Raw genomic sequence first — 15,427 nt, 5'->3', positions numbered from 1 at the left:
ACATAGCTTTGATAGCGTCATCTACTGTATGTGCACTCCATACAGCTGGTTTGTTTTTTCTGAAATCCTCAGCTTTTACACTCGCTGGTACTACTGCTAATGCTAGTGCACCTAATGTCATACTTAAAAATTGTCTTCTTTCCATAATCTTTCCTTTTATTGAGATTTATTTACTTTGGTTAACTATATAGTCAACAACAAGTTTGAATTCTTTATCACTAAGTGATGAACCACCTTTAGCAGGCATACCAGCATCTGTACCATTTATACCTTTTTTGTAAACTGTATCCATACCTTGTGCAAGTATACCTTCCCATGCACCTTTATCACCTGGAGCTGGAGCTGCACCTGTATCGTGACACATTGCGCAAGACTCAGCATATGCAGCTTTTGCATCAAAAGAAGCTGCTGCTGCACCATCTTCTGCCGGAAGATCTCTTACACCACTCATCTCTGGATGGAAGTCACTGATACCAACAGTAATCTCTGCTACATGAACAGTTGGTTCTTGACAGTTTGTCATACAACGCGTAGCATTTTTATTTTGACCACTTATTTTTTGTCCACCAAAGTTCGCTGGGTTAGCATAGTATGCACGTACATTTTCAGCACCATTTGGACCATCAATATTTGGCTCATAAACAGCTTTGGCTGGCATTTTTAGTTTTAAGAAGTTTTCACGATTTAAAACATACTCTTCATCAACTGGCTCACCATCGATCTCCATCTCATTAACATTTAAAACATAAGCTACAAGTGAGTATGTTTCATCATCTGTTAATGTATCAGTCGCTGGGTGTGGCATAGCATCTTTGATGTACCACCAAAGTGTTGTAGACTCAGCCCAGTAGCTTCCGAAAAATCTTGCAGGTCCATCAGTATCTGGTTTAAGTCTTTGGCGAGTTAATGTTTTGAACATCTCATAAGCATTTCCTTTAGAAAGTGCTGGATATCCACCACCACCTGAACCAAAGTCACCATGACACATTACACATTTTGCTTCGTATACTTCTTCACCCTCAGTTACAGTACCTTCACCCTCTGGTAGACCTGTTCCATCTGGCATAACATCACTGTTCCAAGCATCATATTCATCTTTTGTAGGTACACGACCATTGTTGATAGAAAAGTTATCTTTTTGAGTATTTACATAGTATGGTCCAGTTTTTCCGTTTGATACAGGGTAACTAACACCACCGTCAATAGCCGCTTTTGTAGGAGCAGTACCCTCCACACATCCAGAGAATCCTAACGATACCAAAGCAGCTACAGAAGCTGAGATAAATAATTTGTTATTTAATTTCATCATTACGCTTCTCCTTTCTCAATAATTACATTACCGTCTTTATCACGAGTATACTCCGAACGAAGTTGAACGTGAGAGATTTTACCATCAGCTTCAACTCTCCAAGTTTCAACAGCATTTCTGTGATAAACAGCTTCTACACCAACTGCAGTTAATTCTTGATCAACTGTTGGTTGGATATAACCAGCATCATCACTCGCACGAGAAGTAAGTAAAAGTTGATTACCATCAGTATGTTTAAAATCTTTAGGAATTGTATACATATATGACCATCTCGTCCAACATTTTGGAAGTACTAAACCTTTAAGTTGTGCTTCGACATAGTTTTTACCGCCATCAAAAGAGATATCAACACCAGTAATAGTTCCCATACCTGACCATGCAAGACCTTCAATTTCTACTACATCGCCTTCTTTAACATTTGACCAGTCAATTTCTGGAGATGGAGAAGTTACAGTTGAGTTTACCTCATTTGCATAGAAATGTTGTGCAATTTTTCCACTTGGCTTTAAGATAGAGTATTTTGAAGTTTCCTCTTTACAGTACCATGGTTCAGTAGCGAAATCTAATCTTCTTAACCATTTAACACATAAGTTACCTTCCCAGCCAGGAACTAGTAAACGGATTGGGTATCCTTGTTCTGGGCGAAGTGCTTCACCATTTTGACCCCATACAATCATAGCATCATCAAGTACTTTTTCCATAGGGATAGTTCTACCCATTTTAGATGAATCTCCCCCCTCAGCTAACATCCATTGTGCTTCTGGTTTGATACCTAAATCTTTTAAGATATCTTTGATGTATACACCTGTCCACTCTGCACAAGACATGAACCCTTTAGAGAATTGTAAAGAGTTATATTGTGGTCCTCTCCACTCTTGACCACCATTTGCTGGACACTCAATAAAGTGAGTACGAGTTACACTTGGGTATCTTTTTAACTCTTCCATAGTTAATACTAGAGGTTTTTCTACAAGACCCGTGATCATAAGTCTGTGTTCGTTTGGATCAATGTGTGCTACACCACCATGTGAACGTGAGAAAAATAAACCATTTGGTGTAATAATACCCATAGATTCTTGAATAGGTGTTACTGCAATAGAAGCTCTAAAGTTACCAGACGCTAGAAGTTTTGTATATCTTCTTGTTACGTTGTGCTCATATTTTGAAGGCATACCATATAGGTTTTTTGTGATTGGATCACCCCATTTTGTAGCCCACTCAGGTGTTTCAAGAATAGCTTTTTCACCGTTGCCACCAGCATGTTCATTTGCCATTGCATTCGACGCTAGGATTGAACTACCAGCGATTGCAGTTCCAGCTAATGCAGCAGTTTTCTTGAAAAAGTCTCTTCTGTCGATAATATCATTTTGAGATTTTTTATCCACATTCTCTCCTTTTAGTTGATATAATTTATAAACATCTAATTTAAGTTATTTAATTTATCCCGAAATTTGAAACGGAAATTATGCCATTTTTTGCTTATATAAATTTTAGCAAAAACAATTATACTCAAAATGTGAAAACAATGTGATAATAACTCTAATTTTATGGAATCATGGTTACTAATTGAAACATTAAAAAATAAAAAAAGCTTATAATATAAGATTAAGTCATTATAATTATAAGAAATATGTTATATTTCCAAAATTCCTAATATGACGTAAGTATTTTTTTCTTGGTCATGATAAAATACAATAGTAAAACCTTCATGTTCTATATCTTTTACATTTTCATCTTCAAAATATTTAGACTGTTTATACTTTTTATCTTTTGTGGGAATATTTAATAAAATTGTATCGAGGTACATTTTAAAACTCTTAGGGGAGTTTGGATCTTTTTGAAGCATATTCGCTAAGATTGCTTGTAGTTGATCTTCGTATGTTTTTGTAACTACAATCTTCATTTTTGCAGTTTCTCTTGTAGCCATTGTGAGGATTCCTTCAATGCTTGAAGGAGATCCTTTGTGGAAGATGTATCACCAGATTTGTATTTTTGTAGTTCTTTAGAGATATCTTGTAAAGAAGTGGAATCCATACGTGTTAATTACTCCTCGTCTTCTGTTTCTTCTTCAGACGCTTCTGCTTCACAACCTATCTTTTCACAGGTTATTTCTGCAATAGATGTAATCTCTTCTTTAATAAGTGAACCTTTTTCTGCATCATCAGCCATATCAAAATCATCACTTGCCATAAATTTTTCAAGTTGTGTCATCTGGAAAGGTTTTCCATGTTCATAAACAATTTCGCCACCATGTTTTCCTTGAAGAAATGTAACTGCCATAACTCCAACAGTTAAAATAACTCCAAAAGCCTGTAAACCAAATTTACCTAGTTTACAACCAGCCATTTGAATAAGAGCTACGACTGACATTGCAATTGCAAGATATAAACCTAATTGTTTGTGTTCAAGTAGCTCATGTTTTCCAGCTTCATCTAAAAAGCTGTATATTTGAGGACCAGCTTGGTTTCCTGTATACCAAACACCAATCATTGCAATTGCTGCGATTAAAGCTGTACGAGCTGAGATTTTTGACATTGTTTCAGACTTACTTACTATATATGCAAGACCAAAAGCAGATGCAACTACTGGTAAAACCATAGCAAAGTGTACTGTTGCTGGGTGTAACATCATAGTCTTTCCTTTTTAGAGATAATCTCTATTTTGTAATATCACCAAATTATAATATTCTAATTTGAAACTTTGCTTTATAAAAAATTCTAATTTAAGAGTACCTCTAAAAAATTTAATTTTTGTTTTTGTCTATCACATCTTTTGCTGTTTTAATAGCGCTTCCAAGTGCAACTTTTGCTGTTTCAAAAGCGTGAATACCAATTCTTTTTGCCTCTTGTGCACGTGGTGAATGTATAGCAGAGTCTGCTTTTTTAACAGCAAGTTTTGCAAAATTTGCAAATCTATTTTTCATCACTTCAGCAGTTTCTTTAGATACGACAAGTAACTCTTCAAGATCATATTTCATATCTTTATTGATATCAAGAAGTATTTTATGTGTAACAGATGAACTTTGTGATGCTTGATTGATGACAACTTGAGCAAAAATTGTATCTGTTTGGTTTAGGTCTTCCATAATTGTGTCGTAATCTTCTATCAAGATATGTTTTGCTTCAACTGGCATATATGCAAGACGTTTTTTAAATCTATGGATAGATTTGATAAGACCAGATCGCATCCCTTTGATTGTTGCTGCTAATATATCTTTTGCTTTATTTGGTTCAGCCTCAGCGATATCAATAGCAACTGCTAAAATAGTAGAGAGAATTTTTCTTATACGAATAGTGTTAAGTGAACCCTCTTTAATAGCTTCAAAGGTGATCTCTTTAATTGTTTCAATAAGATACTCTTTAAATTCACTATCACGCTCTTTTTCAAGGGCTGTAATAATAGCAGATTCTACTATCTCAGTTAAAATCTCATAGAGATCAATTGATTGTAATTTCACTTGATGGAGTTTTGTAAAAGCAGATGGATTGTTTTGTAATTGCTCCTCAATAGTGTGGAAAACTTCGTATTTTTTCTCTTGAATCTCTTCAGATTTTTTCTCGATAGAGCGTTCAAGCTCCTCTTTTCTTTTGAGAAGTTTTTCAAGTTGTTCTTCTAGTTTTGTTGTGCGTGTTGTAATGATTTCATTGGAAATCTCTTCAAGATCGTGAGTAGTTACTTGTTCAATGTCGATCTCTTTAAATGCATTTTGTACTAATTGTTTTAAACTTGCAGCCATTATATACTCCTACAGTACCATTTTAATATTTTGGTGTTGTTTTAATGCGTCATAAATAAATTGTCTATCATCCTCATTATGCACAAGAAGATCTAAATTCATACTTACATACTTTCCAGTTTTCGAGTTATTTGAGTGAGTTAACTTGTGCTCTCTCTCAAGCAAAACATCTTTGATCGCTTGTTCAAGTGCAGCTTGTTCACTTGCTATCACTTTATAACACCATGAACATGGATATGTCAGTTCCAGTTTTTGATCTCGCAGTTTATCGTTTAAAGTCTCCACTTTTCCCTCCAGATTTTTCTTCTAGTTGTACATTACGGATAATCATCCCTTTATCGATTGCTTTTACCATATCGTAGATTGTTAAAAGCCCGATTGAAGTACCCGTAAGTGCTTCCATCTCCACACCAGTTTGTCCTTTGAGTTTTGCAGTTACAGTGAGTTTGAAACCAGGAAGTTCAGGTAATTCTGCAACATCACAGTTAATGCCACTAAGATTGAGTGGATGACACATTGGTATAAGATCACTTGTTTTTTTCACACCCATTATCGCTGCAATAACAGCAGTTTGTAGAACAGGACCTTTTTTTGTTGTTTCATTTACTATAGCATCATATGCATCTTGACTCATCTCAATGATTCCACTAGCTACTGCCACTCTAGTGGTTTCATTTTTATCACTAACATCAACCATTTTAGGTCTTTGGTTTTCATCCAAGTGGGTAAGGTTCATATCTTTTCTTTTGTTCAATATATATGAAAGTATTATAGCAAAAGGTATTAAACAAAATTAAAAATTATTCCATTAACATATAGAGTTTGTTTTCTGCATTAGCTAATACATTGGCTGGTGTCGAAGATTTGTTTAGTTCAAAAGAGAGTATATCAAAAAAGATTGGCTCAGAGATTTTTGTGTTATTATCTGTAAAACTGTTAGAGTGTGCAAAATCTTCTAAAGTGTTTTGTACAATTTCATTTTTTTGATGAGTTGTAATTGCCACAAACTGATTTAAACCAAAATAATAGAGTCTTACATCTTCACTTTCAAGTTCATTTGAAAAAGTATTTTTGAGTTTATTTGCTGTATCTTGATAGATATCATAAAAACTCGCGACACCAAAAGATTTCATGAGTTCTCTTTTACGTTTAATACCAAAACATGTAATAGTATACTGGTTTGAATCATTAAACATAAGTTTTTCAAGATGTTGTAAAAACTGATCTCTTGTAAAAAGACCAGTTGAGAGTTCATTTGGTTCTTGATGTTGTAATTTATCAAGCTCTGAGGTGATACGCTCAACATTGAAGAAGCAGACTAAAGTACTTGATGTATCTGGAATAAAAGTGACATTGATAATATATCTTTGTTGATTATCCGTTTTAAATGGGTGCAATGTACGTGTAGAACCATTATTTTGTTTGAGAACCATCAAAAGTTCTTTATTGCTTAAAGAACTAAAAGCCTCTTCATTGAAAAGGTTGCTTAATAAAAAACTCTCTAATGGAAGTTCATTTGGAATATTGAAATAATCTTGAAATTTTTGATTGACATAGGTGAGTTCATTTTTTTCAAAAACACCAATAGGTGTCAACATATGTTGTAAAAGTACCTCTTTCATCTTCAGTTTTTCTAAAAGTTCTTGTTCTAGTTTTTTATTGCGCTTTTCATTATATATACCTACAACTATTTTAGAGATGGTGATAAAAAACTGTCTCATATTTATAGGTTTTAGTATAAATTTATCAATTCCAAGTTCAATCATCTGTGTCAGATATCTCACATCATCATATGCGGAGATAATTATAACTTTTTGTTCTGGAGCAACTTCTTTGATCTTTTCTGCAAGTTCTAAGCCATCAATGTCTGGTAAGCGAATATCTGTTATAACAATATCATAAATGTTTTCTTCAAAAAGTTTGAGAGCTTTTTCTCCGTTTTCAACAGTATCTATCTTTGAAAAAACTTTTTGGAGTAATTTTGTCACCTCTAAAGCTATAGCTAGATCATCTTCAACATAAAGTATGGAGATGTTTTTTCCTACTTTTCTTATTTTATTAATGAGTTCTTTCGTCATTTATAGGTGCCTTTATATAGGGAATCAAGATATAAAACGAAGCTCCAACATTTGTATTTTTTACTTTGAGCTCTCCGTGTAGATGTTCATGAACAATAATTTGTGACATATAAAGACCAAGCCCTGTGCCATTTTTTTCTTTTTTTGTTGAAAAATAGGGTTCAAAAATATGTGGAAGTACCTCTTCATTGATTCCACCAGCGTTATCACTTACAATAATTTCCACGGTATCTTCTATAATTTCACATCTAATTGAGATTGTATTTTCCTCTTTTCTTGAAGTAAATGCATCTTTTGCATTTGAGATTAGATTGAGAAAAACTTGGATCAATTCATTTTTAAAAGTGTAGAGTTCAATTTTACATTCATCACTAAAGTCTACAGAGATATTATGAAAGTTTAGTTGTTTTTCCACTAGTTGTAGTGCTTTTTTGATAAGCTCATTGAGTTCAATAAGTTCTTGTTCTTTGTCTTGTTTAAAAAAGTTTCGAAAATCATTTATGGTATGAGATAAATAATCAATTTGTTTATTAATAGTGGTAAGATCATGACTTAGCATTTCAGGTTTTACTTCATCAATTGTCAAATCAAAAAGTAAATTATTGACATTCATCCCAATTGCAGTAAGTGGTTGTCTCCATTGATGTGCTATCATCTCGATCATCTCACCCATCATAGCCTGTTTTGAGCGTATTAGTAAAATCTGTTCTTGTGCATGAATCTTTTTAATTCCATCTGCAACTCGATCTTCAAGCTCTTCATTGAGGCGTTCAAGTTCTGCGATACCCCTACAGGCATTGATAGCTAAGATGATTTTTTTGCGAAATTGTGCGAATGTAAGTGCTATATCTTTCACCTCTTCCAAGGGTTTGTTATAAGCAAATACTAATGAAGTGGAATTGAGATGTAATACAACAAGATAAAGTGCTTGTTTTTCTAAAATGGAAAAACTCTCACGAACATCTAACTCTTTTGCATCTTTTGGATCAATGATAGTACCTATATGTATAGTTGCAGGTTTACCTTCATCTGCATAAAAACTTGCACTAACTCCACCACTTGCATGAGAAAATGTGATTAAAATTTCTGAGACCATACTCTCCAGATCAAAAGTATTGCCGATAGCATTTAGACACTCACACTCTTTTGTATGATCCATTTAATCTCCTTTATTGTTAAATGGTAACAAGAAAATGTTTTTTATATTGTTACTTGAGTTTTTGTAAAGCTTGTTGATATTCCTCTTGGTTATTAAGATTTAAAAACTTTTCTTTGTCCTCAAAATTAACAAAGTTAACATTAGAATTTTTTAAAAGATAATGGAGTTTATGTGTATCGTTTTTTTCCATCTCTAAAAATCTTTCCAGTAATGATCTATGATAAATTCCACATAACGGTTGTATTTCATCATCAACAATTGCAACTGTTGCATCATATTGATTTATATCATTTTTTATTAAATAAGTAAAGATTTCAGTATCTATAAATGGTGTGTCTACACTGATAACAAAAACTTTATCTACATTAAGGTGGGAGAAAATAGAGATAAAAGCAGCTGTTGGAGCAAAAAGTTCTTTGTTTGTATCTTCTATAAAATTTGCTTGGAAATCAAATTTTTCTTTTGATTTACATGAGATATAAACAGAGTGAAAAATTTTGGAGAGTCTATTTAGTTGATAGTGTGTAAGTGTTGGAAAATCTGCAAATGGAAGAAGCGCTTTGTCTTCCCCCATTCGAGAACTTTTGCCACCTGCGAAGATGATACAGGGTATATCTAGTAACATCTATTTTCTTGTAAGTTCTGCTTCTATTCTTCTGTTTTGAGCACGACCCTCTGCAGTAGAGTTGTCTGCAACAGGATTCTCTTCACCCATACCTTTAGAAGAAAGTTGTTTTGCATTTACACCTCTTGTTTTAAGTGCTTCTACAACTGCATTTGCTCTTTTTTCTGAAAGTTTTTGGTTATATGTAGCACTACCACGACTATCCGTATAACCTACGATTTTAGCATCGTAGTTTGTGAATGTAGTTAAAAACTTTGCATATGTATCAAGTTTTTCGTTTGAGTCAGCTTTAATCTGTGCAGAATTATTTTCAAAATTGATAGCAAGTTGTACAGTTTTTGGACAACCATCACTATTTACTTCAGCACCTACTGGAGTGTTTGGACAGATATCATCAGAATTGAGAATACCATCTTTATCTGTATCTACATCACACCCTTTTTCATCTACTGTAACATCTGCTAAAGTATTTGGGCACTCATCTTTAGAGTTTAAAACTCCATCATTGTCATCATCACCGTCTACAGGTGCAGCCACTACAGCTACTTCCTCTTTAGGTTCCTCTTTTACTACCTCTTGTTTAGGCTCTTCTTTAACTTCTTCTTTTACTTCCTCAGTAACAGGAGCAGCTTTTTGAGCACCTTCACCAAATGCGTATGTTAAACCAACCATTGCAATAAGGTTACTATCAAAATTCCCAGCATTTTGATGTGCTAATTTTGCAAGATAGATTGCCTCAGCTTTTAAAGCTAAGCTATCATTAAATGCATATTTTACACCAGCACCAGCATCAACAAAGAAACCATCTTGATTAGCACTTGTTTCATCACCTACATTCTCAATACCAACACCAGCTTTTGCAAAAGGAGTAAGTGCATCCATCGCATCAAAAGTGTATACACCATTAAAAGCACCACGAGTGATTGCTGAATCTCCACCACCCTCGTATTTTGCTTTTGGTGAATAAAGTACAGAAAATTCTGGAGAGATTTTTGAATCTGGTGAATTAAATTGAAGCTCTAAAGCTCCTAAATAATGCCCATTACTCTTAATACCAATATTTCCTTCTGTAAGATCGTAACCAACAAGTCCCGAAATTTCATAAGGTTTTTGTTCCGCTAGCAACACGCTAGAAACTAATGCTGAAAGTAATAATAACTTTTTCATGAATTATCCCTTTTATAGTTTTCATTAGCGTTAGTATAAGATAAACTAGTGATTAAACAGTGAGTTTAATCCCTCGGGTCTGAAATGTAACCATTTATAGCTGAAATTGCTGCTACAGCGGAATTTGCTAAGTAGACTTTTGAACTTCTACTTCCCATACGACCAACAAAGTTTCTGTTTGTTGTAGAGATTGCAACTTCATTGTCACCTAAAATTCCCATGTAGCCACCAAGACATGCACCACAGGTTGGATTTGATACCACTCCACCAGCATCAACAATGATGTCAATAAGCCCGAGTTTTGTAGCTTCGCGTAAGATTTTTTGTGTCCCTGGAGTTACAATAAGTCTTACATCTTCATGCACTTTTTTCCCATCTAAAATCTCAGCTGCAACTTTTAAATCAGCTAAGCGACCATTTGTACATGAACCTATAAACGCTTGATCTACTTTGATTTTATCAGCTACTGCTTGAACTACACTATGACCATTTGATGGTAAAAACGGGTAAGCAATTACAGGGTCAAGTTTATCAACTTCAATATTAAGTTCCATACAATATGTTGCATCTGCATCACTTTGGTGAATTTTTGGCTCACGTGCTAAATCTTTATCTGCTAAAAACTCTGCTGTGATCTCATCATACGCTACAATTCCACTTTTCGCTCCAGCTTCAATAGCCATATTACACATTGAAAATCTGTCATCCATTGTAAGGTAAGGAATCGTAGAACCAGTAAACTCTAAAGTTTTATATAATGCCCCATCAACACCTATCATTCTGATAATCTCTAAGATGATATCTTTACCAGTTGTGTATTTACCTGGTTTACCACTAAGATTTACTTTGATAGATTCTGGAACTTTAAACCAGTTACCACCAGTAATCATCGCAAATGCCAAGTCAGTTGAGCCCATACCAGTAGAAAATGCTCCAAGTGCACCGTGTGTACAAGTGTGGCTATCAGCTCCGATAATTACATCACCTGGAACTACAAGACCTTTTTCTGGTAAAAGAGCGTGTTCAATCCCCATATCTTTTTCATCAAAAAAGTTTTTAAGTTTATGTTTTTTAGCAAAATCACGAGAGATACGTGCTTGGTTTGCAGATGCGATATCTTTTGCTGGGATAAAGTGATCAAGTACGATCGAGAAACCATCAGGGTTTGCTAATTTTTCTGCACCACTATCCTCGAACGCTTTGATCGAGATAGGTGTAGTAATGTCATTTCCGATAACCATGTCTATAGGTGAACGTACAATTTCACCCGCATACACCTCTTTGCCAACATGCTGGGAAAATATTTTTTCAGTTATGGTTTGTCCCATTCTTAAACCTCTTAAAAAGTTAAATAATTTCGGGATTATACCATAATTTTTTGTGATGAAATCTTGACATATGGAAGGTCATTTTGTTACTATAGCGCAAAAATTTAATATTAGGTTGAAAAATGTTAAGAAAAGTTCTTATAAATTTTAGTATGATTGTGGGGGCATCTACTTTTATCATTGGTTGTGGCGGTGGAGGTAGTAGCAGTAGTGGTGATACAAATAGTGTAACTGTTTTAAGTGGTGTTTTTGTAGATTCTGCTGTAGAAGGATTAGAATACTCCACACCAACACGAAGTGGTGTAACAGATGAAAATGGAACTTTTTATTATCTTAATGGAGAAGAAGTTGAGTTTAGTATAGGTGGTATCGCACTTGGACATGTAGGAGCTAGTCAAAGATTGACACCATTAGAGTTAGCTGGAGTAAATAATGTTCATGATGCTAGAGTGGAAAAAACTTTAGTACTTTTACAATCCTTAGATGAAGATGGAAATAGCTCTAATGGTATTGTGATTCCAGCGGGTATTAGAACTTTAGCAAACACTATGAGTGAAGATCTGAGTGGTGCTTTTGATGCAAATGCAACACTCATTGGCTTAGGAGTTGATAGTGAAGATATTGTAGGTGCTGATAGTGCAAAAGACCACTTTAGAGATACACTGAATGAATATGTTCACAACTCTATTGCACAAGGTGAATTTAATATTTTAGAGGGTGTATACCAAAGTGATGATACTATTATGCAGATCAATGAAAATGGTATGATTACTATGTATACATATAACACAGATGACTACTGTATAGATCAAATATCAGAAGATGATAATGGTTACGGTATGGATAGTCTGTTTGTTACACATGACCAAGATGCACAAAAGTTTTCTGTAGATGTGAATGGAAATACATATGGTTGGAATTATAGTAATGGTCTTCTTACAAGTGTATATAATGGCGGAATTAGTGCACAAACACTTAATCTTTCAGTTGCAGAAGTTTCAATATTTTTAACAACACAAAAATCTACAGAGTTTAGCGAAGATAATATAAGTGCAAACATGTGTTCAATATTAGGTACTTCTAATAGATTTAAACACCTAAAAGGGGTATATCAAAATGAATCATATACAGATAGTAATGCAACTTTGCAAGAAGAAATAAGAGCAACCGTTACATATATAGATGAAAATGCTACTATTCATGCTTACAAAGTTGATACTAATAATTCTTGTTTGTTAGAAGTTACTGCTAATGATTATAACTATGATATTAATGCGAAAGTATTAGATACAAGAGAGTTTGAATATACTATAGACAATGATGCGAATTTAAAACAATATTATGCTGTTGATAGCAGTGGCAATAGATTTTCTTGGTTACAAACAGAGGATAATAGTATAAGTTACATAGGGTATAAAATAGCTGATAACGTACCTAATGTATCTGAAACTACATTGAATGTAACAGATTTGAAAATCTCTTTAACAACGCAAAAGTCCACTACATATAATCAAAATAATATCACAACAAGTTTATGTAATTAGAGAAATATCTAGCACTTTTGAGATAAAAGTGCTAGTAGAATACTGAATAGATACTAATTATGTTTAAGTGCTTTTTTAGTAAATTCAACTGAGCAGAAAAAGAAAGCTAAAAAGATAGGATTGAACTTTACTAAATTATTGTCAAGATCAATAGTATCAAAAACACCAAAACTAAATCCACCACCATCTTTTGGATTTTGTGGAATCACTACAAACTCTATAGGTTTAAGTGTTTTAACAAAGTTGATAATTTTCTTTTTTTTCTTATGATTTGGTTCGTCTAAAAGGTTAAACTCTCTATTTTGAGCTTCTCTATGAGATACGAGAATGATCTCAAGTAGTTCAAGTTTGTCTTTGAAAATTACTTTATTCCATTTAATGATAGAGTTATTTGAAGCTACTTGCATCTTTGTGCTACTAAGTGGCAGTGCTTTTGCTTTGATAGCTTCTATGAGTGAGAGAAGATAGTTTGTTCCACCGATATTTTCAGACGCTTTTTGCATAAATAGGCTAAGAACTAGTTTTGTATCTTCATTGAGGTTATTAAAATTACACATGTAGAAATTATACCGTTTTAATTCTTAAGTCATATGGTGAATTGGATTTAACGCTCTTTAGTTATAATGGTATTTAAAGATGCCCTTAATAGGAGACAGTAGTGGTAAGAACGATTAGTTTGTTGGTTGTCCTTGTTTTTTTATCATCTTGTAATGGTTCAGGTTCAGATTCAAATTCGCAAACCCAAACACCTCCCGATTCATTTGCTCAACTAGAGATATCAGGAACAAGGTATTATATAGACCCAAATGGTGTTGATACAGCTGAGGGTGGAACGCAGGAGAATCCTTGGAAAAGTTTGAGCTATGCTTGTGATATGGTAGATACCTCTGGAGATGCTATACACGTAAATGTAGGTACATATATAATGACAACACAATGCCACCTTGCTGAGGGTGTGAGTATTGAGGGTGAGGGAGATGATTCACTTATTGTCTCCCATTTAACTGATGCTTGGGGTCCATCTATCTGGTTAACATCATCCTCTGTTGGTACAGATGGTTCTCAGCATATTTATAATCTAAAAATAGATGGAGATGATGCTACAGCTTGGACTGGTGTTTATGTCGCTGCTAGAAATAATGTTTATATCCATAATGTTACTTTTACAAACTTTTTCCATTCAGCAGCTATTTTTAACGGAAAAGTTGCGATGGGGGATAACTCTGAGCCAGAGCAATGGACAACTGGAAATCAGTTTTATAACAATACCGTGACAAACTGTAGTGGTTGGCATTTGAGTGATGGTTATGCTTCTGGTGCAGTAGCAATTGGTTCTCAAGATGGTATGAGAGTGTTTAATAACACCATTACCCAAAATAGTCGAACTGAAGGGGAAAATGGTTATCTGATTAAATACTTTAGTAATGGCTACAACAAAAATCTAAAAATTTATAACAACACTTTGGTAAAAGCACCAACTTCAAATAGAAGTAGTGACTGGAATTTTGCTATTGAGTTTTGGAATTCACTTGGTGGTTTTGAGATTTATGAAAACATTATATATGGTTCGATAGATATAGCTGGTGCTTCTGGTGGTAGTGATGTTGATTATGCATGGAGTGTACATGACAATACCATAGGTTATAGCTCATTTCAAACTTACAATACTGGAGCAAGTAATGGGGGTATATTTATAGAAGGGGAACAAACAGGTGGAGGTTATGCGTATCGCAATCTATTTCGTTTTGTAGGCACACCTTTACAATTTTATCCACATGGAAATCATACAGTTGAAGATATTTATATTTACAACAATATCTTTAATGGTATAGGTACAAGCACTACAGGAAACTGGAACAACCTTACAGCATGGTCTGTGGCTCAAGTAACAGATCAATTACCAACTATAGATGATATATATTTTGTTCACAATGTGGTTTATGCAGGTGGTGGTGATGCTGCTAGAGGGTTTCATCTACCAGATATAGGCAATGCAACAAATGTTGATGTAAGTAACAATATATTTTTAGGGTTTAATTATCAACCAGTTTATTCTAATTTAGATGGGAACCAAACCATAGATTCATTAGCTATTCGTAACAATATATTTTATGATAATGGTATAAATGCTCAAGTTTTTGACGGTATAGCACCTACGATGACAACAATTAGTGGAAATATTGAGAGTGCACCAACTTTTGTTGCCCAAGGTAGTGATTTTCATTTACAAGCTAGTTCAGTTGGTATTGATGCTGGAGTGCATTTAGATTGGATTAGTGATGACTTTGAGAATATTTCTGTAGGAAATCCACCAAACATTGGTTGTTATGAAGAGAGTCATTGACTTTTTTAATTCTTAAGTCAACTTGAGTGTAAGTTTTCCTTAAGCAATTCATAACCATAAAGCTATTATGATGTCAAAAGTAAAAGAGGACAAAAATTGTCTTGTTTAAAAAGAATGATTTTCATTCTTAATATTAA

General features: G+C 34.0%; 15 protein-coding genes. 2 read left to right on the top strand and 13 right to left on the bottom strand.

Annotated features, from left to right (window positions below):
• Positions 1-166: 166 nt before the first annotated feature.
• The 12 genes from ACQY56_RS01195 to ACQY56_RS01140 form a co-directional block, all read right to left on the bottom strand.
• Complete coding sequence (locus ACQY56_RS01195) at positions 167-1,309, bottom strand: c-type cytochrome (RefSeq protein WP_428737522.1); 1,143 nt, start codon at positions 1,307-1,309, stop codon at positions 167-169.
• Positions 1,309-2,694, bottom strand: a complete 1,386-nt coding sequence (soxC, locus tag ACQY56_RS01190; protein ID WP_428737521.1) for a sulfite dehydrogenase — start codon at positions 2,692-2,694, stop codon at positions 1,309-1,311. Before soxC ends, ACQY56_RS01195 begins: the two co-directional genes overlap by 1 nt.
• A 248-nt stretch (positions 2,695-2,942) precedes the next feature.
• Positions 2,943-3,236, bottom strand: a complete 294-nt coding sequence (locus tag ACQY56_RS01185) for a type II toxin-antitoxin system RelE/ParE family toxin (RefSeq protein ID WP_428737520.1) — start codon at positions 3,234-3,236, stop codon at positions 2,943-2,945.
• A gap of 116 nt (positions 3,237-3,352) precedes the next feature.
• Positions 3,353-3,940, bottom strand: a complete 588-nt coding sequence (locus ACQY56_RS01180) for a DUF2231 domain-containing protein (RefSeq protein WP_428737519.1) — start codon at positions 3,938-3,940, stop codon at positions 3,353-3,355.
• Positions 3,941-4,052: 112 nt separating this feature from the next.
• Positions 4,053-5,045 carry a DUF6781 family protein gene (locus ACQY56_RS01175; RefSeq protein ID WP_428737518.1) on the bottom strand — a complete coding sequence of 331 codons (993 nt, stop codon included), beginning with the start codon at positions 5,043-5,045 and terminating at the stop codon, positions 4,053-4,055.
• A 9-nt stretch (positions 5,046-5,054) separates the two neighbouring features.
• Positions 5,055-5,330 (bottom strand): HP0495 family protein, encoded by a 276-nt coding sequence (locus ACQY56_RS01170; RefSeq protein WP_428737517.1) that lies wholly within the window; start codon positions 5,328-5,330, stop codon positions 5,055-5,057.
• Positions 5,311-5,781, bottom strand: coding sequence for a cyclic pyranopterin monophosphate synthase MoaC (moaC, locus tag ACQY56_RS01165; protein WP_428737602.1), 471 nt, complete (start codon positions 5,779-5,781; stop codon positions 5,311-5,313). Before moaC ends, ACQY56_RS01170 begins: the two co-directional genes overlap by 20 nt.
• Before the next feature lie 64 nt (positions 5,782-5,845).
• Positions 5,846-7,123, bottom strand: coding sequence for a response regulator transcription factor (locus tag ACQY56_RS01160; RefSeq protein ID WP_428737516.1), 1,278 nt, complete (start codon positions 7,121-7,123; stop codon positions 5,846-5,848).
• Positions 7,104-8,282 carry a sensor histidine kinase gene (locus ACQY56_RS01155; protein WP_428737515.1) on the bottom strand — a complete coding sequence of 393 codons (1,179 nt, stop codon included), beginning with the start codon at positions 8,280-8,282 and terminating at the stop codon, positions 7,104-7,106. The genes ACQY56_RS01160 and ACQY56_RS01155 overlap by 20 nt, the downstream gene beginning before the upstream one ends.
• 49 nt (positions 8,283-8,331) lie before the next feature.
• On the bottom strand, positions 8,332-8,907 hold the full coding sequence (gene mobA / locus ACQY56_RS01150) for a molybdenum cofactor guanylyltransferase MobA (protein WP_428737514.1): 576 nt from the start codon (positions 8,905-8,907) through the stop codon (positions 8,332-8,334).
• Positions 8,908-10,074, bottom strand: coding sequence for an OmpA family protein (locus ACQY56_RS01145; protein ID WP_428737513.1), 1,167 nt, complete (start codon positions 10,072-10,074; stop codon positions 8,908-8,910).
• A 65-nt stretch (positions 10,075-10,139) separates the two neighbouring features.
• A complete protein-coding gene (locus ACQY56_RS01140) occupies positions 10,140-11,402 on the bottom strand; it encodes a 3-isopropylmalate dehydratase large subunit (RefSeq protein WP_428737512.1) in 1,263 nt (420 codons plus the stop codon).
• Positions 11,403-11,524: 122 nt separating this feature from the next.
• Here ACQY56_RS01140 and ACQY56_RS01135 point away from each other — a divergent pair, with 122 nt between their 5' ends.
• On the top strand, positions 11,525-12,946 hold the full coding sequence (locus tag ACQY56_RS01135; protein ID WP_428737511.1) for a hypothetical protein: 1,422 nt from the start codon (positions 11,525-11,527) through the stop codon (positions 12,944-12,946).
• A gap of 53 nt (positions 12,947-12,999) precedes the next feature.
• Here ACQY56_RS01135 and ACQY56_RS01130 read toward each other — a convergent pair whose 3' ends face one another.
• Complete coding sequence (locus ACQY56_RS01130) at positions 13,000-13,503, bottom strand: hypothetical protein (RefSeq protein ID WP_428737510.1); 504 nt, start codon at positions 13,501-13,503, stop codon at positions 13,000-13,002.
• Positions 13,504-13,604: 101 nt separating this feature from the next.
• On the opposite strand from ACQY56_RS01130, the gene ACQY56_RS01125 reads away from it, so the two are divergent.
• Positions 13,605-15,290 carry a hypothetical protein gene (locus tag ACQY56_RS01125; RefSeq protein ID WP_428737509.1) on the top strand — a complete coding sequence of 562 codons (1,686 nt, stop codon included), beginning with the start codon at positions 13,605-13,607 and terminating at the stop codon, positions 15,288-15,290.
• Positions 15,291-15,427: the final 137 nt, after the last annotated feature.

The organism is Sulfurimonas sp. (assembly GCF_050296975.1).
In the GTDB taxonomy this organism is placed as follows: Bacteria; Campylobacterota; Campylobacteria; order Campylobacterales; family Sulfurimonadaceae; genus Sulfurimonas.
This window is presented reverse-complemented; position numbering and strand designations above follow the sequence as displayed.

What these genes read in the sequence shown, in the direction of transcription:
- ACQY56_RS01195 (WP_428737522.1), bottom strand. Translation starts at nt 1,309, where the DNA reads ATGATGAAATTAAATAACAAATTATTTATCTCAGCTTCTGTAGCTGCT.
- ACQY56_RS01185 (WP_428737520.1), bottom strand. Translation starts at nt 3,236, where the DNA reads ATGGCTACAAGAGAAACTGCAAAAATGAAGATTGTAGTTACAAAAACA.
- ACQY56_RS01180 (WP_428737519.1), bottom strand. Translation starts at nt 3,940, where the DNA reads ATGATGTTACACCCAGCAACAGTACACTTTGCTATGGTTTTACCAGTA.
- ACQY56_RS01175 (WP_428737518.1), bottom strand. Translation starts at nt 5,045, where the DNA reads ATGGCTGCAAGTTTAAAACAATTAGTACAAAATGCATTTAAAGAGATC.
- moaC (WP_428737602.1), bottom strand. Translation starts at nt 5,781, where the DNA reads ATGAACCTTACCCACTTGGATGAAAACCAAAGACCTAAAATGGTTGAT.
- ACQY56_RS01160 (WP_428737516.1), bottom strand. Translation starts at nt 7,123, where the DNA reads ATGACGAAAGAACTCATTAATAAAATAAGAAAAGTAGGAAAAAACATC.
- ACQY56_RS01155 (WP_428737515.1), bottom strand. Translation starts at nt 8,282, where the DNA reads ATGGATCATACAAAAGAGTGTGAGTGTCTAAATGCTATCGGCAATACT.
- mobA (WP_428737514.1), bottom strand. Translation starts at nt 8,907, where the DNA reads ATGTTACTAGATATACCCTGTATCATCTTCGCAGGTGGCAAAAGTTCT.
- ACQY56_RS01145 (WP_428737513.1), bottom strand. Translation starts at nt 10,074, where the DNA reads ATGAAAAAGTTATTATTACTTTCAGCATTAGTTTCTAGCGTGTTGCTA.
- ACQY56_RS01140 (WP_428737512.1), bottom strand. Translation starts at nt 11,402, where the DNA reads ATGGGACAAACCATAACTGAAAAAATATTTTCCCAGCATGTTGGCAAA.
- ACQY56_RS01135 (WP_428737511.1), top strand. Translation starts at nt 11,525, where the DNA reads ATGTTAAGAAAAGTTCTTATAAATTTTAGTATGATTGTGGGGGCATCT.
- ACQY56_RS01130 (WP_428737510.1), bottom strand. Translation starts at nt 13,503, where the DNA reads ATGTGTAATTTTAATAACCTCAATGAAGATACAAAACTAGTTCTTAGC.